This is a genomic window from Halobacteriovorax sp. HLS, from assembly GCF_004006665.1.
In the GTDB taxonomy this organism is placed as follows: Bacteria; Bdellovibrionota; Bacteriovoracia; order Bacteriovoracales; family Bacteriovoracaceae; genus Halobacteriovorax.
Genome location: NZ_QOCL01000002.1, coordinates 155,216 through 177,121 on the forward strand (window position 1 = coordinate 155,216; position 21,906 = coordinate 177,121).

A 21,906-nucleotide genomic window follows, 5' to 3' on the forward strand; every position below is an offset into this window, starting at 1 on the left:
CTTGCAAAATAAATCACAAGCGCCTTATATTATTGAGTTGGGGGGCAACTCAATTAAAATTCAGCATTATTATGAGATTGATTCTCATCTTTTCTTAAGAATGATGGTGTATCAAGCTCATCTTCATCAAAGTTAATAAATCCTAACTTCTCAGCGATTGATTTTGCTCTATTAACTGAAACACTTTCTTGCTGTGCTGGTCTAGCTGGAGCTGTTTGAACTTGCTCAGTTTTACCAGACTCATATCTAGTTGCTGCATCTCTAATTGACTGCGCTAATGAAGAGTTAGCCTGAGCCTCATTTCTAGCAGGCATCTCTTCTCTTTCTCTATAAGTTGGCTGATCCCAGTTTTGAGTTTCCACAGGAGCAGATACAAATTCTTCTACTGTCTCTGGCTTTACTTCTTGAGAAGCAGGTTGAGACCAAGTTTGCTCAGTTGATTGAGATGAAACATGAGCTGTGTCTTGAGTTCTCATTTCAGTATTTTGATTATTTTCCCAGTTCTTAGGAGCCTGTCTTTGAACAACTGGCTCTGGTCTTAGCCTTTCAACCATTTGTTCAGTTCTTGTTACAGATGCATGATGTACTTTTTCTAGGCCACCAAGTCCAGTCGCAACAACTGTAACTTTAATATTGTCTTCCATAGTGTCGTCAATAACAGTCCCAAAAATGATTTCTGCGTCTTCATCAGCAGCTTCCATAATTAAAGTAACTGCTTCATTAGTCTCATGCATTGTTAATGAGTCATTACCTGTAATATTGATAATGATTCCCGTTGCTCCATTGATAGAAATATCTTCAAGAAGTGGAGAACTAATAGCTTCAGTTGCAGCCTTAATTGCTCTATCTGGACCAGAACAAAGTCCAGTTCCCATAAGAGCAAGCCCTTTATTAACCATAACTGTTTTAACATCAGCAAAGTCAGCATTGATGTGACCTGTAGTATTAATTAAATCTGAAATACCTCTAACAGCATTCAGTAAAACTTCATCGGCCTTTTTAAAAGTATCTACTAGAGATAAACTTTCTCCTGCCATATAAAGCAGTCTTTGATTAGGAATTGTAATCAAAGAGTCAACATTTTCTTCTAATACTTGAATTCCTGCATCCGCTTGACGAAATCTTTTCTTTCCTTCGAAAAGAAATGGTTTAGTCACAACACCAACAGTTAGAGCACCAAGCTCTTTAGCAAGTTTTGCAATAACAGGAGCTGCCCCTGTACCAGTTCCACCACCCATTCCGGCAGTAATAAAGATCATGTCTGAACCTTCTAGAACTTCACTTAATTTTTCATATTCGTCTAAAGCTGCTTTTCTTCCAACTTCTGGATTTGCACCTGCTCCTAGACCTTTTGTTATTTCAGCTCCCAGCTGAATCTTTGTTGGTGCAAGGTTAGCGTTTAAAGCTTGCTGATCAGTGTTTGCAACAATGTACTCAACTCCAGTAAGTCCTGCTCTAATCATAGTGTTAACAGCATTACATCCGCCTCCACCAATACCTACTACTCTAATTTTTGCACCGTTCGCTACAACAGAATTTTCTTGTTCAATCTCAAACATGAGAGCCCCCTAATTAAAAAATTTCTTTAAAGACGGATTTTAGAGAGTCACTAAACTTTCCAATCAAATCCATCTGATTGTTATTATTTTCTTGTACTTTACTCATCCCTTCGTACTTCTGGCTCGACTCTATTAAAAGTCCTAGCACAGTGGAAAACTTAGGGTTTTGCATTATATTAGTCATCCCACCAAATGGGGTAGGAAATCCAATCTTTGTTGGTCTTTCAATTACATACTCACCTAGCTCAGCAATACCTTTAATCAAAGCACCACCACCAGTAAGAACGATTCCACCCGTGATTTCATTACCAAGGTTTTTATCTTCTATAATTGTTCTAATTATTTTAAATAATTCATCTGCTCTTGCTCCAAGAACATCAGCAATTAAACTTAACTGAACTTCTCTAGGCTTAGTTCCACTCAAGCCTTGAACTGTAATATGCGCTGATTGATTAAGCTGTTCAGCAAGCACACATCCATGATTTATTTTAATTCTTTCAGACTCAGCATGAGGTATCTTTAGAGCAACGGCCAAGTCATTTGTAAAATGATTTCCACCTACAGGTATAATTTGTGAGTGAATCAAGCTACCTTCTTTCCAGATCGCGATATCAGTAGTTCCTCCACCAATATCAACTAAGATGACTCCCAGTTCTTTCTCTTCGCTTGATAACACAGCAGCACTTGAAGCAATAGGCTGTAGCGTAACAGAATCTGCCTTAACACCTGTCTGCTCAACACACTTAACTAAGTTTTGAATTAAAGGAATTGAACCTGTAACAATGTGCACATGCGCTTCTAAGCGAACACCGCACATGCCTACTGGATCTTTAATACCATTCGTATTATCTACTCTAAACTCTTGAGGGATAACATGAAGAATCTCTCTATCAGAAGGAATTACAACAGCTTTTGCTGCTTCTAAAACTCTATCCACATCTTCACTTGTTATCTCTGAGCCTTTAATAGCAACAACACCAGAACTATTAAAACTGTATATATGACTACCAGCAATCCCAATTGTTGCACTATGAATATTCACGCCAGCCATTAGCTTTGCTTCTTCTAATGAGCATTGAATAGATCTAACGGTCTTATCGATATTTACTACTGAACCTTTTTTAAGGCCGTAACTTGGATGAGTTCCAATACCGATTATCTCTAATTCTGAATCAGGGTTCTGTACACCGACAATGGTGCAAACTTTGGTAGTACCGACATCTAAGCCGACTATGATATTTCTTTCGTTCATGAGATTCCTTTCTCACTGGTGTTCAATCAATCCGTTGATCTTGCTTTATATTTTTTTTAGATATAAAGCGTTACAAAAATTCTAGAATTTGTCGTTGAACTTGACAACAACTTTTTTTGAATTTGTAAGATTTATAATTGCTGGAATTTTCTTCTGTAATTCCATATAGTTAACTATCTTCTCCAGCTTAGTCATCTTAAGCGGCCACTCGTCTATCCCCATAAAAACACTAGAAGGGTGATTATTTAAAGATAAAATTATGGTTAGCTCCTTATCTTCATTGATAATTACCTCTGCAAGTTTCTTTCTAAACTTAAGAGGCATTCCTGAAACAAGCTTAGTAATATCTTTTTGAATTTTTTCATCCATCTCACCGACAGGTAAAGCCAGAAATGGTAAATCATATGTCAGCTTATTCTCTGTTCTTAGTAGTACCTCGTAGGTAGGATCAAATAACTTTCCATTATCAACTAAGATTGCTTCATAAGATTCAAGGCCGCCTTCCTTATAAATCTGAACCTTCATTAATGGTTCAGGACAATCATACTGGAAGTGGAGATACTTTTTTAAAGGATCGTATTTAACTTTATATGACGAAATGAAATGCTTTTCATCTAGTTTATCTTTAACAATTTTTGTCTTTACATCTTTGAGAGATTTATTCTTTTCGAAAGATTTTATTAGTTGCAACGTTAGTGTTCCAGCAGCTCTTGAAGGACACTGACCAAAAGAAGTTCTATATTTAACTTCCTGTCTCTTGCTAGCACCTATCGATGTCACTCCCTCTTCAACCATGAAGAGAAAAAGTAATACAACTGGTGCAATTAAGATCAAACGTATTTTTGATGGTTGATCAATCATATTTTATTGCCCTAAAGTTTAACTTCCGTTTCAAACTCAACGCCATACTGCAGGCGTAATTCATCCTTGATTATTTTAATTAGAGCGACGACATCTTCACGGCCTGCATTATCTACATTTTCCATAAAGTTAGCGTGCTTCGGGCTAATTCTCAATCCATTATGAGATAACCCCTTCAATCCCAGTATATCAATAAACTTTCCGGCCAGGCAAGTTCTCTCAAGTTTAGAGTTTTCGAAAATACATCCACATGTCCATTCTTTAAGAGGTTGTGTCCTGTTTCTTAAGTCTAAGTAATTTTTTATCTTGTCAGTAATTGCCGGATCAACACCCAAATGCCCCATTGACACTGACACTACGACATCACCTTCTTTTAAAAAGTGATTCTTTCTATAACTAAATGATGTTTCATTTATAACTTCAACTCTGAGCTCACCTAATTTATTAATAATTCTTACTTCTCGAATTAAAGTACCTATTTCACCTAAATTTGTTCCTGCGTTCATGAAAACAGCACCGCCAAGTGTCGCTGGAATACCAGTAAAGCTCTCCCAACCACTCAACCCATTTTTAATCGCATGTGAAGATAATTTACTTAAAGTAACTGAAGCTGGTAGTTCATATATTTCACGTACTTCATCCAAGTAAGAAGATTTAAAAGGTAGAGCTAATTTTATAAAAGGAATCACGCTAAGTTCAGGTAAAAGCTGATTTGCCCCCAATCCTAACACTCTATAGCTAATCCCTTTTGACGTTAGAGTAGGCAAGGTCTCTTTTAGAGCTTCTATCGATCTGACAGTTATTAAGTCTCCTTGAGCCTTTAATCTCATAGTACTATACTTTGTCAGATCTTTAGCTTCTTCAAGCTCAATGTCTTTAATATTAGTTAACAGTTCTCTTAAGTTCATTTATCTGTAATAGACCTTATGGCCTTTCCAATTGTTCCGGCGCCTAAAGTTACAAAAGTTACATTTTCACTTTCATACTTCTTAATAAGTAATTCAATATTATTAATATCATCAAGCTTAGAGACTAGGTTAGGGTGAAGAGCATTTATATCTGAAATTAGCCTATCGCTTTCAATTCCTGCAATAGGTTTTTCACTAGCAGGATAAATTGGTGAGATATATACCTCATCAGCATGATTAAAACAGTGAAGAAAGTTATCCCAACAGTCTTTAGTTCTTGAGTATCTGTGTGGTTCAAAAACAACTACGATTTTTTTATCGATTCTTGTTTCTTTCATTGTTTTTAATGTTGTCTCAATTTCAGTTGGATGATGAGCATAATCATCAATGATTTCAAATTTTCCTTTAGAATAAAGGGTTTGAAAACGTCTTCCGACACCATCAAACTTAATTATTGAAGCTGCAATTTTTTCAAAAGAGACACCCATATTATAAGCCAGAGAAATGGCTCCTAATGAGTTTAGAATATTGTGGCTACCTGGAAGGTTAATTGTAATCTCGATTACTTTTTCACCTTTATGGAAAAGGTCATAAGTCGCAACATTTGTAACATATCTAATATTACGTGCTTCGAAATCAGCTTTCGTTTCAATTCCAAAAGTAACCCATGGTTTCTTAATCTCAGGAGTCATTGCCATCAATCTTTCGTCGTGAGCATTAAGGGCATTTAAACCGTAGAAAGGTACCTTATTTACAAACTCCTTAAACGAGTCCACAAGGTTCGCTTCGCTACCATAGTGATCCATATGATCGTTATCTATATTAGTTACAACAGACATAATTGGATTCAATAAGAGAAATGAACCATCAGACTCATCAGCTTCAGCTACTAGAAACTCACCTTTTCCAACTTTTGCATGACCATCTAAATTCTTAACAATTCCACCGATAATATAAGTTGGATCATACTGACTTTCTTGTAAAATTGTTGCCAAGAAACTTGTTGTAGTTGTTTTTCCATGAGTTCCAGCGATCGCTAACCCATATTTCAACCTCATAAGTTCAGCGAGCATTTCAGCTCTTCTCATTATTGGTAATCTTTTAGACTTTGCCAAAATAACTTCTGGGTTAGTATTGTCAATTGCTGATGAATATACAATTACTGTTGCGTTCGAAATATTTTCTGCCTTATGACCTACAAATACTTCGGTACCTAAGTTTCTAAGCCTGATAACAGTAGGAGATTCTGAAATATCAGAACCACTCACTTTATATCCTAGAGAGAGCAGCACTTCAGCAATACCACTCATACCAATTCCACCGATTCCTATAAAATGAACCTTAATATCCTTTCTAGGACTAAACATAGATGCTCCATCAATTAGTAAGAAGCTACTTTCTCACTATCTTGTAAAGCTAGATGATGCCTGATTTGTCGGGGTTTGAAAACTAGATGAATGTCCTGATGTAGGATTAAAGATATTATTATCACTATAAGAGCTCGTGGTTTTTTCTCGATAAGAACGAAGCACTGCAAAAAACAATCCTATACCAAAAAGGTTACCGAGTAAGGACGAACCACCGTAACTAATAAAAGGTAAGTTCAACCCTTTAGTAGGAAGTAAACCAAGTACAACGCCCATATTAAGTGCCCCTTGAATACCTACTACAAAAATTATAGTGGCCATTAAGATTGAACCTTCTCTCATTTTTACTTTTAATGAGAGACTAAAGCCTGCATAAATCAAAAAAAGAAATAATAAAGCGATGCTCATCACACCTAAGAATCCAAACTCCTCTCCAATTACTGAAAATATAAAATCGTTATGGGCTTCAGGTAAATAGAATAGTTTCTCTATACTATTACCTGGTCCTGTTCCAAAGAAGCCACCATTTGCAAACCCAATCCATGATTGAATAATTTGAAATCCTGAGCCCTGTGCATTTGCCCAAGGATCAAGAAAAGTAAGTAAACGCTTTAACCTATATGGTGCGGCCACTAGTACGGCACAACCAATAAATAACCCTGCAATGAACGATGAATAAAAGTATTTTCTTGGAAAAGAACTCAAAAAGCATACAAAACTAATCGAAAAGAAGCAGATAGAAAATGTACCGAAGTCTGGTTGTAAAATCAGCAATAAGAATGGAAGGCACAAACTTACTGCATATTTAATTCTCGTGTTTCGATCGAACTTTTCAAAGTTCTCGAAAAAAACGATTGCTACCAGAAGTATGGTGTATTTAATAAGCTCGCCAGGCTGTACTGTAACGCCAGCAAAATTGAGCCAACGATTTGCACCTTTAGCAACAGTTCTAAGACCTGGAACAAAAGTTAAGAACAATAAGAAAGTTGCGGCTGAATTTATGAATAGAGAAAACTTAAGCCAAAACTTGTATTTTGTCCTTGATACAACAAAAGCAACACCAAGGGCGATTGCGGCAAAAATTAATTGTTTTATAAAAAAGTAGCCAGAGTTTCCAAAGTTCTCTTTTGCATACATATATGATGCTGAGTAGACCATTATCACTCCAATTGTAAGGAGCGTGCCTAAAGAGAATTTTAAATAAGTGGAGAGCTTTTCCATCCTAGAGAAGTCATCATTCATATTCTTAGTTTAAGGGTGAATTAGATTTCGCGCAAGGAAATACAAAAAAAAAGGAAGCCTAAGCTTCCTTTTATGATTTTATAATTGATAAACAAGTTTCTTAAAGTAACTACCACGTTCTTCGTAGTCTCTAAAGAAATCTGAAGCGCCATTTCCAGGTGATAATAAGATAACATCACCTGTTCTAGACTTTTGGTAGGCCAAAAGGATTGACTCTTCAAAAGAGCCAACGATGAATGTTTGAGTATGCTCTTGAAGAGCACGGTTCATTCTTTCCTTACATTCACCAACTAGTACAATAACTCGAGAGTACTTAATTACGTCGTTCGTATATGGTTCGAAATCAAAATCTTCAATATCCTTACCACCAGCAATTAGAATAACTTGATTTTTAAATGCCGAAATAGACTTACATAACTCTTCCATAGTTTCAGCTTTAGAATCGTTATAAAAAGACACTCCATTTTTTTCCATAAGGAACTCAAGACGGTGAGGAATTCCAGGAAACTTTTGAACACATGACTGAATAGACTTATCAGAAACTTCTAAGGCCTTACATGCAGTAATAGCTGCTAATAAATTTTCTCTATTCTCTTGTCCAATAATTCTCATCTGATTAACTTTAAATTCAGAATGATAATTTATATTCGAGTGAATTCTTCTGTCGTGGAAGTGAGTTCCTTGGATCTCGTTTATAACTCCCATTGTCACAAAAGACTTTCTTGAGTACCAATAAGTTTGGCAATTTGCATTTCTAAAAAATGTATTATTTGCTAACTGATCAAAGTTAACAACAAGAGTGTCATCAGGAGACAATGTTTTGATAATACTTAACTTAGTTTCAATATAATCACCAACTGAGCTGAAATGCTTATCAGGATAGTTTTCACTAATATTAGTAAACACAACTAACTTAGGGTGAAAATTAGTAAGTTTTCTCATCTGAACAGCAGAAACTTCTACTACGACGTAATCAACCTCTTCTTTGTTAGGCAGCATTGCATATTCTATAAAAGGACTTCCTGAAGTACCTCCAATAAAAACATTCTTACCGTCTAATTTAAGCGTATAGCCGATCATGTGAGCTACTGTAGTTCTACCCTGGCTTCCACATACTGCTATAATTGGTTTTCTACATAATAGATTACCCAGTGCAAATTCTGAATAAACTTCTTTTCCATTTTGTCTTGCTAGCTCAAGTTGAGGAAGATCAGGATTAACCGAAGAAGAGTAAACAACTACGTCTGCTTCAAGAAAATCACTATCTCTGTGTTCTCCAAAAGTCATTTGAAGAGGTGGTTGAATTTTTTTCAACTTTTTTACTGCTTTGTTTAAATCAAAGATAGGCTTTATATCCGTCACTTTAATTTCACACCCAACAGTGTTAAAGAAATTGATTAACGTAAAACCTGTTTTACCAATTCCAACAATTAGAACTTTTTTGCCTTGAAAACGTTCCATCTACTTACCTCATTTTCAATGTCGCTATCGCGAACATTGCTAAAAATATACTAATAATCCAAAATCTGACTATTACTTTTGGCTCCGGCCATCCCTTTAATTCAAAGTGATGATGTATAGGGGCCATTCTAAAAATTCTTTTCTTTCTAAGTTTATAGGAGCCTACTTGTAAAATTACAGATAGGGCCTCTACAACAAAAATACCACCGATAATCACAAAGAGTATCTCACTCTTAGTCAGCACCGCTATAATTCCTAGGTTTCCACCTAGGCTTAGAGAACCAACATCTCCCATAAATATTTGTGCTGGATAAGAGTTGTACCATAGAAAGCCTACACCGGCACCTATTATGGCCGCAGAAATAACCATCAATTCACCGATATTTTCTACATAAGGAATAAATAGGTATGCAGCAATCTCTTTATGACCAGCAGCGTAAGCAATAATACCTAAACTTGCCGCACTTGTAACGATTGGACCAATTGCTAAACCATCTAAGCCGTCAGTTAGGTTTACTGCATTACTTGAACCGACTACGACTAGTCCTATAAAAAGAACATAGAACCAGCCCATATCTAAAACCGGTCCCTTAACAAAAGGAACGTACAAATTAGTATCTATTACACCATTACTAATTAGAAAGTAGCCAGCTAACAAGGCCGTAGCGAATTGCCACAAAAGCTTTCCTTTAGCTGATATTCCATCAGTATTTTTTTTTAAAACTTTAAGATAGTCATCACAAAAGCCTAATAAGAAGTAAGATAGTGTAACGCCTAGAGTAACGAGGACTGGTATAGAGAAGAAATTGGCCGTAACTAACATTGTTACGAAAATAGTACCAATAATGAAAACTCCACCCATTGTAGGTGTTCCAGCCTTCTTTAAGTGACTTTCAGGACCGTCATCTCTCACGATTTGTCCAAACTGCTTCCTTTTCATAAATTTAATGAAATATTGACCCCAAACGATTGAAAAGATAGTAGCAATCAAGAAAGCCGCAAAAGTACGAAATGTAATATAGCGAAAAATATTAAAAGCAGAGAAATCCTGACTTAGAGGATATAAAAAATGATATAGCATATGTTACCCAAGCTAATATGAGATGTAACTTAAGTTATATCTATTATTGACTCAAGTTGTAAAGAGCGACTTCCTTTTATAAAGAAAGCTTTGTGCTGCTTCAAAAGTTCGGGCCATGCGTCATTAAAGCCTTCTTTTGTCTCATAAGACTTCCCGCAGGCCATTCCCTTTTGGTAAAAGCCACTAAACTTACCAATGAACGAGGCTGACTTAACACCTAGTCCTTCTAAGATCGTGGCAATTTTCATATGCTCTTGCTCAGTATACGAACCAAGTTCATTCATATCACCGAGTATAAAATGAACGCTACTGAGTTCAATACCTTTCAACTCTAGGTTCTCAACAAAAGACTTTATAGAAAACTCCATAGAAGTTGGGTTAGCATTATAAGCATCAAGAAAAAACGTTTTATCATTTTTAGAAATCCATTCAGATCTGTTTAATGACGGCATCTCAAAAGTTTTTACACTATCCAAAAGTTGCTCAATCTTTTCTGGGTATAAGCAAAAGGATAATAAAAAAGATAGAACTAAATTCTGCTGATTATATATCTCTAATATCGTCGGGTTATTTATACAAAAACTATTCTGTCCATTTTCTACAATCCAACCATTAGAAGCTTTACTAATATTAAATTCCACTTTACCAGAAGATCCAAACTTCTTTAGAACTTCTGTTTCAGATAACCTTGTAAGGTACTTATCCTCGTCACTAACAATAAATTTTGAACGAGCCGTACTATTAGACTCTACATATTTATATAAAGACGTTTTTTCTTTATATATTGTTTCTACGTCCCCAAACAAACCAATATGGGCAGCTCCAATACTAGTTATTAACCCCGCCTCTGGTTGTGCAATTTTGCAAAGAGCCGAAATCTCTCCATAATGATTTGCACCCATCTCAACTATTAAGACTTTACATTTTTCAGGAGCTGATAGAATTGTTAAAGGTACTCCTATATGGTTATTCAAATTACCTTGGGTACAAAAAACCTCTTCTCCATGAATACTACTTAATAAGTGATGTAACATTTCTTTAGTTGTCGTCTTTCCATTTGAGCCCGTAATTCCAATAACTAAATTGGACTCTCTCTTAAATTCATCGATCCTTAACTTGGCCAGCTCTTGAAGAAAATCAATAGGGTCATTGCATGGAATAAATTGTACTTTAGGATATTTTTCAACAAGAGTTTTAAGAGTTTTTAAATTCTCTTGTGCATCTCTGAATATAACTATCTTACAACCAGACAAGATCACAGATTCACAAAAGTTGAATCCATCGAAGTTATCCCCGTATAAACAAAAGAAAACTTCTTCTTTATTATATTTTCTTGAATCTGTTGATAGAGAAACTTGAGTCCTTTCAAAAGTAAATTTACTTTGTAATTGATTCAAAAGAGATAAGTTAAACATTACAATCCTTTAATGGCATTTCTTATTACTTCACTATCACTAAAATGGTATTTAACACCTTTAATCTCTTGATAGTCTTCGTGACCTTTTCCTGCGACAAGAACCACAGAACGTTTCTTTAAATTATTTATTGCTAACTCGATGGCCTTCTTACGATCTTCTTCTATAGTATAATTACCTTTTAAGTCACATACAATATCTTCAATAATCTTCATCGGTTCTTCTGTTCTAGGATTATCAGATGTCACAATGATTGAGTCAGCGTACTTTTCAACAACCTTTCCCATTAAAGATCTTTTAGATGTGTCTCTATCTCCACCACAGCCAAAGACAACAACTAATTCGTAATCATTAAAATCTGACTTGATTGTATTGCATATATTTTCTAAGGCATCGGGAGTATGTGCATAATCAACAATTATTATATTGCCATTTATCTCTACGGGCTCAAATCGTCCGTCAGGTAAATTAATTTTCTCCATTTCAGACATTAAGATTCTTCTACCTATGAGCTCTTGAACCAAAGCACGGGCTATTGCTAAGTTGTTTTGATTATACTTAGCTTTAAAACCTACAGACAGACGTTGGTCATAAAATGGTTTTACAATATACGTGTTAATTTTTTCTACATCTAATTTTTTAATTAAATCTTCTTCCGTTTGAGGAACAATTATATTTTTATTCTTAAGATTATTAACAAGTAAGCACTTTGCTTTAAAATATTCTTCAAAGCTTGAATGGTAGTCTAGATGGTCTTGTGAAAAACTTGTCCATGCTCCAAGTTCAAGTTCAATATCAAATAACCTTTTTTGAGCAAGCGCGTGAGAGCTAACTTCAATAAATAGAAATTTATAATCTTTTTGATATTTATGGATAATCTTTCTTAGTTCAAGGTAGCTAGGCGTTGTACTTAAGAGATCTTTTTCTAAAACCTTTTCACTCGATCTTATCCCAATAGTACCTATGGATAAAGAAGGGTAGTTACAATTAGATGCTATCTGCATTGCAAGATAACTAGTTGATGTCTTACCATTGGTTCCCGTAATACCAATAAGCTTCAACTTTTGCTGATCGGGGTAGAGTATATCAGCAATTATTTTTTGCGCTTTAAGGAAGTCCTCTTTACTAACAACCCATATATTTATGCCAGGAATTTCGATTCTTAAAGTTGTTACAAGATTTTTGCAGTCACTTTGAGTTAATCTCTTTTTAAGCGTGTCTACTGGAAGACCTTCTGAATTGAGGTTGTAGAAGCATAGATCGTTAGCGCAAGCTAACTGCAGATTAGTTGTGGCCCCAAGAATTTCACTTTGAAGATTTGCATTCTTCGATTCTATCAGTGGAGTAAGAATATCTGTGATTTTTTCATTATTCATAACTAGGTGGATTATAATACAATCTAACAGATCGTCCACCTTCTATTTTTTCACCAGAAGGAGGATCTTGCGATGAAACGACTCCAATTCCCTGGTGATGAATTGTTAAGTTTAATTTCTTAGCTAATTGACTAGCTGAACGCTTATCAAGACCTTTGAAGTCAGGAATATGACCTTTAATTATACGAGTTGAAGAGTGCTTAACTTTTACTGTGTCAAAGTTATTTTTCTTATCAAAATTCTTCTTCACCGCTAAATTACCAAGGTTGCGATCTTTATAAAGAATGTATTGTGCAATCTTCTTAAAGACCGGAGCAGCGACAACACCACCGTAGTAGGCCTTACCTTTTTCAGGACGATGTACGTAGACATAAACAACAAATTTATCTTTTGTTCCAAGAGGAAAGCCAATAAATCCTGGTGTATAACCTGTATAACCACCACCATTACTATCTGACTTTTGTGCTGTTGATGTCTTCCCACCAATTGTAAAGTACGGAATTCTTGCATTAGTTCCTGTTCCATTTTCAACAGCTTCTACCAACATTTTTTTCAACTCTCTAGAAGTTTGAAATTCTATTATTCTCTCTTTATCTTCTTCCTTAATCTCACTTTTATCTCTTTTAAGGATTGTTGGTTTTATATAGTTACCTTCATTTAGTATCGCAGAGTATGCAGACAACATTTGTATTCCTGTCGTAGCAACTCCTTGACCGAAGCTAATATTACTTAGACTTAATGGAGATACATTCTCTTCCTCATTAAATATACCTCTTGATTCTCCAGAAATTTCTATTCCTGTTTTTTCACCAATCCTAAACTTCTTTAGCGTTTCTTTTAGTTTCGGATACGTTAAATCAAAAGCAATTTTTGTCGTTCCTACGTTTGATGAATGACTTAGGATATCTGTAACAGATAGCCACTCATACTTCTTCTTTGATTCCGCTTCAGAGATTATATGACCTTCTACTTTTAACTTTCCTTGCTCACAATAATAGTTCGTATCTGGGCGTGCAATTTTATGTTCTAACGCTGAAGCAATTGTAAGTGATTTGAACGTTGAACCAGGTTCGAATGGATCTGTAATAAAAGAAAGTTTTTGATTCTTAGAAGGCGACTTATGAGGATAATTTGGATCAAAAGTAGGGTAGTTACCCATTGCCAGAATTTCACCTGTCTCAGAATTCATTACTCCAAAGCCACCTTTAAGTGCTCCGTATTCCTCAATTGCATCTTTTAAAGCCTTTTCACCGATTGACTGCAGATCTTTATCAATAGAGAGAATAATATCTTTAGCGCCACTTCCGGCCTGTGTACTTTCAAACTTTATAGGACGACCTTTACGATCAATCACATACTTTGTAATTTTAGGCTTACCCTTCAACTGCTCATCAAAAGCATATTCAATTCCTGATAGTCCACCATTATCGATTCCGACAAAACCAACAGTTTGAGCAACCAATTCATGGTTTGGATAGAACCTCTTTGCTACGGCTTCTATATGAACACCTTTTAAATCTTTTAATTTTTCAACTTGTTCATTAGTCAGTTCTATCTTTCGGGCTAGAAAAGTAAATTTCTTTCTCTTTTTAATAATAGACATTATTTTGTTATAAGTTAGGTCTGGAACAATTTTTGAAACTTCCCTATAAGTTGAATAGTCACCCTTAAGGTTTTTTGGAATTGTAAAAATACTATAAGTTTGAACATTTATCGCAAGAGGGTTCCCATTACGGTCATAAATAGAACCTCTTTTAGGATAAGTTGTTCTCTCTCTAAAAAATTGTTTCTTAGCCTTTGTTAATAGATGTTCTTTGTCTACAACCTGAAGCATGAAAGCCTTTATTAATATTGCTGTAAATAAACCAACAAAAATAAAGAATGAAATTTTAATTTTTGTACTATTATTTTCCATCTATGGAATCACCATTACCTGACTTTGTTTCGGTTGCTTAAGATCATACTCTTTTGCCATACTTCTTAGGTTCTTTACCGATAATAGGCGCGCCTTCTTAGCTTTAAGCTCTTTAGACTCTAGAGCAACTTTTTCTATATCTTTATTTATATTTGTTATTTTATAATTTAACTCAATACCTTTCATTCTAAACAATACAAAGAGAATTCCTAGAACAGAAAGCGTAAGCATAATTGGCATTCCCTGAGAACTTAGAAATACCTTCTTAACAGAGTCAATTGCTCCGTTATTAACTGAAGATTTTGATTTTGATCGTTTTGCTTTTTTCTTTTTTAAAGACATTTGTTATCTCCTAAGCTTCTTGCTTAAAATTACAAATTAAATTAAGAGCATCATGCTCTACTATCTATTTTCACCTATTTTTGAAAATTGTGCATACTTATTCTTAGATTTTTTTTGATTTACTTTTTCAATTACTCTTAACTTAGCACTTCTAGATCTTGGATTTTCTTCTAACTCACCATGAGATGGGACGATTGGCTTTTTATTATAAAGCTCAAAGAGCTCTTCACTTCGCATCGCGTCTTTAAACAAATTTTTTACAATTCTATCTTCGAGAGAGTGAAAAGTTATAATTGCGAGTTTTCCACCAATTTTTAACATTGGTAAAAGTGCCGGGATAAGGTTTTCTAAAACTTCTAATTCTTTATTTACTTTGATTCTCAAGGCCTGAAAGCACTTGGTTGCAGGATTAATTTTACCAAATTGTAGTTTTGTCGGATAACAATCCTTAATAATTTGCTCCAGTTGCTTAGTGGTTTCTATAGGGGCAGTTTCTCTTTGCTCTAGAATCTTTCTCGCTATTCGTTTAGAAAACTTTTCTTCACCATAACGAAAAAATATATTTGCAAGTTCTTCACCGCTATATGTGTTAACTATATGGGCAGCTGTTTCTATTGAGTCATTATCTGAGTCCATTCTCATATCAAGGGGAGCATCAAATCTAAAAGAAAACCCTCGATCACCTTGATCAAAGTGATGACTCGAGACTCCTAGGTCAGCAATTATTCCGTCAAATTTAAGACCTGCTTCATTTTGGGAAATGAATTTTGGAAATTCTTGAAAGTTCATGTCTCTTAAAATAACTCTACCTTCTAGGTTACTTTCAGAGATTTCTTTCCTTCCATTATTAAGAGCATCTGGGTCTTGATCAACACTATGAACAGTACAATTTTCTCTTGCTCGTGCTAGAGCAAAAGTGTGCCCACCTGCTCCAAAAGTCATGTCTGCAAAAGTAAGTTCATCATCAGTCTCAGTGTTTCCACAAAGTATTTCAATGACTTCTTTATTTAATACTGAATAGTGTTCTTTATAGCTCATTATGATTGTAACACTTCACAAATTTTTCTTTGCTCATCACTCATCGCATCTTTTGGAGTCATGATTGCAAACATATTCTCTTTCTTAAAATCAAATTTGTTATTTTCAATCTTCTTTAAAGCACTCTTTAAAATAGACTGAGCCGTCTCGTTGTTAGTCTTCATAACTTTCATTATTTCATCAACTGTACAGTGATCTTCTTCTCTCCAACAATCATAATCTGTAACCATCGCAAGTGTTGCATAGGCCATACCTGCTTCTTTGGCGAGGTAAGACTCTGGAACATTTGTCATCCCAATCACTGTTGCACCAAAGCCTCTATATATATTTGATTCTGCTTTCGATGAGAATTGTGGACCTTCAATACAAAGGTAGGAACCACCAACATGATGATTTGCACCTGACTCTTTACAAGAATCAATTAATACCTGTCTAAGATTAGGCTCAACTGGTTCTGCAACTGAAACGTGAGCAACAATTCCTTCCCCAAAAAATGTTCTTCTTCTTCCACCCTTAGTCCAGTCAATAAATTGATCAGGAAGTACCATAGTGGTCGGTGGACATTCTTCCTTAAGAGATCCAACTGCAGATACAGAAATTAAGTATTGAACATTAAAAGTCTTAAGTGCATAAATATTTGCACAGTAGTTAACCTCGTGAGGTAATACTGAGTGAGCTCTTCCATGTCTTGGAATAAAATAGAACTTAACACCGTCTAACTTTGCTTCAATTATTTTATCTGATGGAGCTCCATAAGGAGTATTGACCTGATGCTCTTTCAAGATTTCAATACCTTCTATGTTATAAACTCCACTTCCACCAATTATTCCAATCGCTCTTTCAGACACTTAGACCTCCGCATCAAAGGATTTGACTACTTTCATAAGTTAATGCAACAATTCTACTCCCGACTCTTTAGTTTTAAAAGAGGATATAAACAATGACGCCGGCCATAGCACCGAATGAGACATACAAAAGGTATTTAAAGCAATACCAGTCGTACAAGAAGCACACTAAGAACTTCTTAGAAAGTGCTACGCGTATTTCTATCAGGGACTCAATTGAGGCAGTGGAGACATTTGTTCGCGAGCCAAATATTCAGACAATGACAAATCTAGTTAAAACACTAACTAATTCTGGTACATGGATTAGTCATTCTAGTTTACGCTATCTCCATTCATATATAGATATTTTTAATAAGAGAAATAATTTTAAAAATGACGAAGGCTTCATTGAAATTATTAAGTCTATTGAAAGCGGTGATAAGACTATCCTCGAGAAATACTCCGAGGGAGATATATTTGAAGCCATATGTCTTGAGCTTGATTATGCTCATAAGCATTCTGATTATGAAAGTACTATTAAAATACCTAAAATTGACTCAACTATAGTTTTAGTTTCTGGTGTTTTTAATGAGATCTTTTCGACTCCTGCATTTGAAAGAGGGGCCCAACATCTTTTTAAAACGAAGGGACTCAAATATATTGCGGCTGAAGTCAACGGAACAAAATCTTGCAAGCACAATTCAAGGCTTCTTCAGCAACAACTAAAAAGGTATACTGAAGAAAATCCAAATGAAAAACTTTGGTTCCTCTGCTTTTCTAAAGGCGGAATTGATACTCTTCATTTTTTAAAAGATAATAAAGACTGGGCCCAAGAACATGTCATTGGCCTTAGTACAATCGCATCTCCAATATTAGGGTCTGATCACTTAAAGCACAAAGTTTTTAAGCTACTAAATAGTATTCACTTCTTTGAAAGAACTAAAATTTATAAATATATAGATAGTAAGAAAGATATTATGATGAAGGAGTTTCAACGTTCTTTATCAAGTGATTATCAGAAAGATTGGTTTAAGAAAAACCATCAATTCTTACCAAATTTACAGTTTTACACATCTGTTGCTCTAGAAGCGGAGTGGTACGAGAGCCATATCTGGATGGTCTTAACAAAGTTACTATTTCAAAGTAATGAAAGTAATGATGGAGTAGTAGATACTAAGAACGCACACTTTCCAAACTACTTTAAAGCCTTTAATCTCGGAATTCTTAGAGGTCACCATCTAATTGGAACAAGATCAAGTTTCTATACTCAAGAAGCGCTGCTTGAATCCCATTTAGTTATGCTCGACTTCCTAGATAAGTCACAAAAGCTTAATCGCTAAAACTTATTCAACTCCACCCTTTAAATTCATAAGAACTAATTTACTAATCTGCTTTAATGTTTCAAACACGCCTGTTCCTTGAGTAGCTACGCCTTCAAACTCTGGAAAGTTCCATTTGTTTAGTTTTGAAGACAGATCTTCTTTACTCATAACATTAGGTAGATCTCTTTTGTTCCATTGCATAACAATAGGAATTTTACTCATATCATAACCTTGCTCTAAGAGGTTACTTTCAAGATTTTTTAAACTCTCAATATTTGCATCAAGCCTTTCAACTTGTGAGTCTGCAACAAAGACAACACCATCAACACCCCTAAGGATCAATTTTCTACTCGCCTCATAAAAGACCTGCCCAGGTACAGTATAGAGATGAAACCTCGTTTTAAACCCGCGTATTTCTCCAAGGTCTAATGGAAGAAAATCAAAAAAGAGGGTTCTTTCATTTTCAGTATTTAAAGAAATTATCTTTCCCTTAGAGTCACCAGAAGTTTTTTGATAAACATGTTGTATATTTGTAGTCTTGCCACCAAGGCCTGGACCATAGTAAACAATCTTACAGTTAATTTCTTTTGAATGATAATTTACAAAAGACATATATCCCTCAGTTATTGAAGTGCTGTTGAGAATAGATTATCCATCTCTTCATCAGTAATATTATTAAAAAGTGTGCTATCGATCATATTGTCACTATTTTTCGATGTTAATGCCCAAAAATCAGACAATCTCCAACTCATATCCCTAAGCTTTGATTTAATCTGCCCAGGATTAACTTCTTCAAAATAAATCATTCCTAAATAAACTTCTTCATTACCAAGTGAAATTGGTACTATATAAATTCCTTTATCAGATGTATCGAAACTTAATCTAAATATGTCTCTCTCTGTAGAGTTGGGAATAAATGACGCCATCGCTCTAGCTGCTTGCCATACTCCACCAAGTAACGCACCAACTGAAGAGCTATCGAAATCAGTACTTAGTTCATTTTTGACATACAATGGAACACCATCTGATCTGCAAAGAAACAAACTACTATTTTTTAATTGGTTTACATCAGCAACTTCTGTAAAGAATTCCTCTGCTAATTTTGGTAAATTTTCCAAAGTAAACAAAACCACTCCCTGGTTAGTTACATTTTTCTTCTATTTTCTAACGCTTTCGCTATTGTCATGGTATCCAAATATTCTAAACTTCCACCCATTGGAATACCAAATCCAATTCGATCGACCTCAACCGTTTCTGGAATAACTTGATTAATATAAGAACAAGTCGCATCACCCTCAACAGATGGGTTAACAGCTAGCACTATGCTCTCAATATTCAAATCACGCACTCTCTTCACGAAATTATCTATTTTTAATTCTTCAGGTCCTATACCCATCAATGGATTAAGAACCCCTCCTAAAATATGATAAAGACCGTGGTAATTACCACTTCTCTCAATCGCTAAACAGTCTGTTACATTTTCTACAACACAAATGGACTTACTTTCTTTTCTTTCAGGCTTGGAACAAATGTCACAGATATTTTCATCTGCATACATACCACACTCATTACACGACTTAAGATGTGCCAAGTTTTTCATAGCATCACCAAAAGCTAATAATTCTTGAGCTGACCATTTGGCCAAAACAAGTGTCTGCCTAGTTGCTGTTTTATCACCAACGCCAGGAATTCGACTTAATTGATCAATAACATCTAAGAGTGTTTTTGGTAGTTCCACTTATTTCCTTAAAAAAGACCTGGAATATTTAATCCACCAGTAACTTTACTCATTGCTGAACTAACCATCTCTTGCGATTCCTTAACGGCTTGATTAACAGCAGTTTGAATAAGCTCTTCCAACGTTTCAACGTCAGTCGGATCAACACATTCCTTATCTAGCTTAAACTCTTGGATCTCTTGCTTTCCATTGATCTTAATTTTAACCATTCCACCACCTGAAGAAACATCAAGCTCTCTAGATTCAAGTTCTTTTTGTAACGTAGACATTTTCTGTTGCATTACTTGTGCTTGTTTCATTAAGTGATTTAAATTCTTTGCCATTTCAAGCTCCTATTTAGATTCTTTTTTTATAATAACTTTATCAATTTTAGAGTTAAAGATATCTTGCGCCTGTACTATAAGAGGGTTATTCAAGATATCATTCTTCTGTCTATCTTCTTCTTTATCCTCTAACATCTGCTTAATCTCTGCTTTAGACTTAAAGTCAGTCTCAATTGCATCCTCATTACCAACAAGCTCCAAAACAATAGTAACATTCTTTTCTTCAACATTAAAAAAATCACAAACCTGTGATGTAAGCTTTTTGAAAGCTTCTGCTTCTTTTAAATAATCAAGAAAAACCTTACTTGTTTCAGGAAAACCAATATCAATAACAACTGTGCTTTCTGTGACAGTCAGTGGATTAATAATATTACCTTGCTCAAGGTTAGAAGCAGCAGCTGGCGACACTTTAAATAAGTAAGCTAAAAAACCGTCCCATGATCGAGGCAGATCCTGAACAGACTTTTCTCTTAATAATTCTTCTGATTTAGTAACTGAATCAAGAGTCTCATCGACCTGAACAGGAATACTTTCATTTGAATCGAGAACCTTAGACAGCTCTTCAAAGTTAACCGCAGGCCCTTCATCCTGCCTATCTTCTTCAACTATCACCTCAGCAGGTTTAACTTCTATAGTCTCAGAAGGAGGACTCTCTATTACGTCCTCAATAACTTCTACTTTTTCTTCATTTGCACTGGAGTTAATTATCGTTTTTTTTTTTACGATTTCTTCTTCTTGAAAAAAAGAATTTCGAAGCGCTATTTTTACAAGAGCAACTTCAGTGGCCCTTTCTGGAGAAAGAGACGCCAACGTCCAAATAATATCTTTAGAAATGGACTCGTAAATCCAAAAGATTTCACCTGGCTGCAAAGAACTACTATTTGCAGCAGGCCATCTCGATTTTATATTTTCTTCATTATCTACCTGAGAAATAAAGAGATAGAATTCATCAAGCAGAGAATAACAAATATTTTTTGCTGAAACATTTTCATTTAACAAATCATTATAAAGCTTACTTAAACTTACTCTGTCACCATTAATGATAAAAGTTACCATATCTATAATAGCAGAGGTTTTAGCAAGACCTAAAGCGTACGATACGCTTTGCTCAGTTATAACTCCATCCTCAGAAAAACTAAGAACTTGATCTAATAGAGATAAAGAGTCTCTAACCGAACCTTTACCTTGAGCACTTATTTGAGAAATAATTTTATCATCTTCAAACTTTATGCCTTCTTCTGTTGCAATATGTTTTAGATGGACCGAAAGATCTTTAACAGTTGCATTGCGAAAATCGAATCTCTGACATCTTGAAAGGACAGTTCCTAATAACTTCTCAGGCTCAGTTGTTGCCAGTATAAAAATAGCGTGAGCAGGTGGCTCCTCAAGAGTTTTTAAAAGTGCATTAAATGCGCTCGTTGAGAGCATATGAACTTCATCAATTATATAAATTTTGTATTTTCCAGACGTGGGAAGATATTGAATATTTCCAATCAGGTCTCTAATGTCGTCTACACTATTGTTAGAAGCACCATCAATTTCTACAATATTCATAGAAGTTGTGCTTTCAAAGTCCAAACAACTTGGACATTCTCCACAGGGATTAGAGTCTTCACGCTTATTTTCACACCTAATTGCTTTAGCAAAAATTCGTGCTACAGATGTTTTCCCAATTCCTCTAGTTCCAGACAAAATATAGGCATGCCCGAGCTTATCTCTTGATAAAGCATTTTGAAGAGAGCGTGTTATATGAGACTGACCTATAACATCTTGAAATCTCTTTGGGCGCCACTTTCTAGCTAGAACCTGATACGACATGGAACTTCCATTTTAATAAAGTTTTTCAAGTTTAAAGGTAATGAAATTATAAGGCTTAGGCAAT

At 35.0% G+C, this 21,906-nt stretch carries 20 protein-coding genes; 1 reads left to right on the forward strand and 19 read right to left on the reverse strand.

All coding sequences use genetic code 11. From position 1 onward, the window contains the following. Positions 1–53: 53 nt before the first annotated feature. The 14 genes from ftsZ to mtnP form a co-directional block, all read right to left on the reverse strand. Positions 54–1,559, reverse strand: a complete 1,506-nt coding sequence (ftsZ, locus tag DPQ89_RS03740) for a cell division protein FtsZ (RefSeq protein WP_127715346.1) — start codon at positions 1,557–1,559, stop codon at positions 54–56. 13 nt (positions 1,560–1,572) lie between these two features. Next, positions 1,573–2,811 (reverse strand): cell division protein FtsA, encoded by a 1,239-nt coding sequence (gene ftsA, locus DPQ89_RS03745; RefSeq protein ID WP_127715348.1) that lies wholly within the window; start codon positions 2,809–2,811, stop codon positions 1,573–1,575. Positions 2,812–2,892: 81 nt separating this feature from the next. Next, positions 2,893–3,672, reverse strand: a complete 780-nt coding sequence (locus DPQ89_RS03750) for a cell division protein FtsQ/DivIB (RefSeq protein WP_127715350.1) — start codon at positions 3,670–3,672, stop codon at positions 2,893–2,895. An 11-nt stretch (positions 3,673–3,683) separates the two neighbouring features. Beyond that, positions 3,684–4,580, reverse strand: a complete 897-nt coding sequence (locus DPQ89_RS03755; protein ID WP_127715352.1) for a UDP-N-acetylmuramate dehydrogenase — start codon at positions 4,578–4,580, stop codon at positions 3,684–3,686. Then, the gene (gene murC, locus DPQ89_RS03760; RefSeq protein WP_127715354.1) at positions 4,577–5,947 is read right to left on the reverse strand and encodes a UDP-N-acetylmuramate--L-alanine ligase; all 1,371 of its coding nucleotides are present in this window, start codon (positions 5,945–5,947) and stop codon (positions 4,577–4,579) included. Before murC ends, DPQ89_RS03755 begins: the two co-directional genes overlap by 4 nt. 36 nt (positions 5,948–5,983) lie before the next feature. Then, positions 5,984–7,189: a putative lipid II flippase FtsW gene (ftsW, locus tag DPQ89_RS03765; protein ID WP_127715356.1), complete on the reverse strand. Its 1,206-nt coding sequence runs from the start codon at positions 7,187–7,189 to the stop codon at positions 5,984–5,986. Between the two features lie 78 nt (positions 7,190–7,267). Next, positions 7,268–8,650 (reverse strand): UDP-N-acetylmuramoyl-L-alanine--D-glutamate ligase, encoded by a 1,383-nt coding sequence (gene murD, locus DPQ89_RS03770; RefSeq protein ID WP_127715358.1) that lies wholly within the window; start codon positions 8,648–8,650, stop codon positions 7,268–7,270. Positions 8,651–8,654: 4 nt separating this feature from the next. Beyond that, positions 8,655–9,731 carry a phospho-N-acetylmuramoyl-pentapeptide-transferase gene (mraY, locus tag DPQ89_RS03775; RefSeq protein WP_127715360.1) on the reverse strand — a complete coding sequence of 359 codons (1,077 nt, stop codon included), beginning with the start codon at positions 9,729–9,731 and terminating at the stop codon, positions 8,655–8,657. 29 nt (positions 9,732–9,760) lie between these two features. Further along, complete coding sequence (murF, locus tag DPQ89_RS03780) at positions 9,761–11,146, reverse strand: UDP-N-acetylmuramoyl-tripeptide--D-alanyl-D-alanine ligase (RefSeq protein WP_127715362.1); 1,386 nt, start codon at positions 11,144–11,146, stop codon at positions 9,761–9,763. Next, positions 11,146–12,522: a UDP-N-acetylmuramoyl-L-alanyl-D-glutamate--2,6-diaminopimelate ligase gene (locus DPQ89_RS03785; protein WP_127715364.1), complete on the reverse strand. Its 1,377-nt coding sequence runs from the start codon at positions 12,520–12,522 to the stop codon at positions 11,146–11,148. The genes murF and DPQ89_RS03785 overlap by 1 nt, the downstream gene beginning before the upstream one ends. Beyond that, positions 12,515–14,437 (reverse strand): penicillin-binding protein, encoded by a 1,923-nt coding sequence (locus DPQ89_RS03790; protein WP_127715366.1) that lies wholly within the window; start codon positions 14,435–14,437, stop codon positions 12,515–12,517. The genes DPQ89_RS03785 and DPQ89_RS03790 overlap by 8 nt, the downstream gene beginning before the upstream one ends. Continuing rightward, positions 14,438–14,779, reverse strand: a complete 342-nt coding sequence (locus DPQ89_RS03795) for a hypothetical protein (RefSeq protein WP_127715368.1) — start codon at positions 14,777–14,779, stop codon at positions 14,438–14,440. It lies immediately after the preceding gene. Between the two features lie 60 nt (positions 14,780–14,839). Further along, the gene (gene rsmH / locus DPQ89_RS03800; protein ID WP_127715370.1) at positions 14,840–15,817 is read right to left on the reverse strand and encodes a 16S rRNA (cytosine(1402)-N(4))-methyltransferase RsmH; all 978 of its coding nucleotides are present in this window, start codon (positions 15,815–15,817) and stop codon (positions 14,840–14,842) included. Next, positions 15,817–16,665, reverse strand: a complete 849-nt coding sequence (gene mtnP / locus DPQ89_RS03805; RefSeq protein ID WP_127715373.1) for an S-methyl-5'-thioadenosine phosphorylase — start codon at positions 16,663–16,665, stop codon at positions 15,817–15,819. The genes rsmH and mtnP overlap by 1 nt, the downstream gene beginning before the upstream one ends. A 92-nt stretch (positions 16,666–16,757) precedes the next feature. Between mtnP and DPQ89_RS03810 the strand changes: the two genes are divergently transcribed. Further along, entirely contained in the window at positions 16,758–17,981 is a 1,224-nt protein-coding gene (locus DPQ89_RS03810; RefSeq protein ID WP_127715375.1) for a hypothetical protein, read from the forward strand. Between the two features lie 3 nt (positions 17,982–17,984). Here the strand turns inward: DPQ89_RS03810 and DPQ89_RS03815 are convergent, their stop codons facing one another. The 5 genes from DPQ89_RS03815 to dnaX are packed head-to-tail and all read right to left on the reverse strand — an operon-like array spanning position 17,985 to position 21,842. After that, on the reverse strand, positions 17,985–18,575 hold the full coding sequence (locus tag DPQ89_RS03815; protein ID WP_127715377.1) for an ATP/GTP-binding protein: 591 nt from the start codon (positions 18,573–18,575) through the stop codon (positions 17,985–17,987). Positions 18,576–18,586: 11 nt separating this feature from the next. After that, on the reverse strand, positions 18,587–19,090 hold the full coding sequence (locus tag DPQ89_RS03820) for a hypothetical protein (RefSeq protein WP_127715379.1): 504 nt from the start codon (positions 19,088–19,090) through the stop codon (positions 18,587–18,589). 17 nt (positions 19,091–19,107) lie between these two features. After that, positions 19,108–19,701, reverse strand: a complete 594-nt coding sequence (gene recR / locus DPQ89_RS03825) for a recombination mediator RecR (RefSeq protein ID WP_127715382.1) — start codon at positions 19,699–19,701, stop codon at positions 19,108–19,110. 8 nt (positions 19,702–19,709) lie between these two features. Further along, the gene (locus DPQ89_RS03830) at positions 19,710–20,024 is read right to left on the reverse strand and encodes a YbaB/EbfC family nucleoid-associated protein (RefSeq protein ID WP_127715384.1); all 315 of its coding nucleotides are present in this window, start codon (positions 20,022–20,024) and stop codon (positions 19,710–19,712) included. Positions 20,025–20,033: 9 nt separating this feature from the next. Continuing rightward, entirely contained in the window at positions 20,034–21,842 is a 1,809-nt protein-coding gene (gene dnaX / locus DPQ89_RS03835) for a DNA polymerase III subunit gamma/tau (protein ID WP_127715386.1), read from the reverse strand. Between the last annotated feature and the right edge of the window lie 64 nt (positions 21,843–21,906).

Excerpts from the sequence above, each read along its gene's own strand:
- murF (WP_127715362.1), bottom strand. The coding sequence starts at position 11,146 with ATGTTTAACTTATCTCTTTTGAATCAATTACAAAGTAAATTTACTTTT.
- DPQ89_RS03810 (WP_127715375.1), top strand. The coding sequence starts at position 16,758 with ATGACGCCGGCCATAGCACCGAATGAGACATACAAAAGGTATTTAAAG.
- DPQ89_RS03755 (WP_127715352.1), bottom strand. The coding sequence starts at position 4,580 with ATGAACTTAAGAGAACTGTTAACTAATATTAAAGACATTGAGCTTGAA.
- murC (WP_127715354.1), bottom strand. The coding sequence starts at position 5,947 with ATGTTTAGTCCTAGAAAGGATATTAAGGTTCATTTTATAGGAATCGGT.
- DPQ89_RS03785 (WP_127715364.1), bottom strand. The coding sequence starts at position 12,522 with ATGAATAATGAAAAAATCACAGATATTCTTACTCCACTGATAGAATCG.
- DPQ89_RS03750 (WP_127715350.1), bottom strand. The coding sequence starts at position 3,672 with ATGATTGATCAACCATCAAAAATACGTTTGATCTTAATTGCACCAGTT.
- DPQ89_RS03790 (WP_127715366.1), bottom strand. The coding sequence starts at position 14,437 with ATGGAAAATAATAGTACAAAAATTAAAATTTCATTCTTTATTTTTGTT.
- dnaX (WP_127715386.1), bottom strand. The coding sequence starts at position 21,842 with ATGTCGTATCAGGTTCTAGCTAGAAAGTGGCGCCCAAAGAGATTTCAA.
- DPQ89_RS03815 (WP_127715377.1), bottom strand. The coding sequence starts at position 18,575 with ATGTCTTTTGTAAATTATCATTCAAAAGAAATTAACTGTAAGATTGTT.
- ftsW (WP_127715356.1), bottom strand. The coding sequence starts at position 7,189 with ATGAATGATGACTTCTCTAGGATGGAAAAGCTCTCCACTTATTTAAAA.
- mraY (WP_127715360.1), bottom strand. The coding sequence starts at position 9,731 with ATGCTATATCATTTTTTATATCCTCTAAGTCAGGATTTCTCTGCTTTT.
- ftsZ (WP_127715346.1), bottom strand. The coding sequence starts at position 1,559 with ATGTTTGAGATTGAACAAGAAAATTCTGTTGTAGCGAACGGTGCAAAA.
- murD (WP_127715358.1), bottom strand. The coding sequence starts at position 8,650 with ATGGAACGTTTTCAAGGCAAAAAAGTTCTAATTGTTGGAATTGGTAAA.
- rsmH (WP_127715370.1), bottom strand. The coding sequence starts at position 15,817 with ATGAGCTATAAAGAACACTATTCAGTATTAAATAAAGAAGTCATTGAA.
- DPQ89_RS03795 (WP_127715368.1), bottom strand. The coding sequence starts at position 14,779 with ATGTCTTTAAAAAAGAAAAAAGCAAAACGATCAAAATCAAAATCTTCA.
- ftsA (WP_127715348.1), bottom strand. The coding sequence starts at position 2,811 with ATGAACGAAAGAAATATCATAGTCGGCTTAGATGTCGGTACTACCAAA.
- DPQ89_RS03830 (WP_127715384.1), bottom strand. The coding sequence starts at position 20,024 with ATGGCAAAGAATTTAAATCACTTAATGAAACAAGCACAAGTAATGCAA.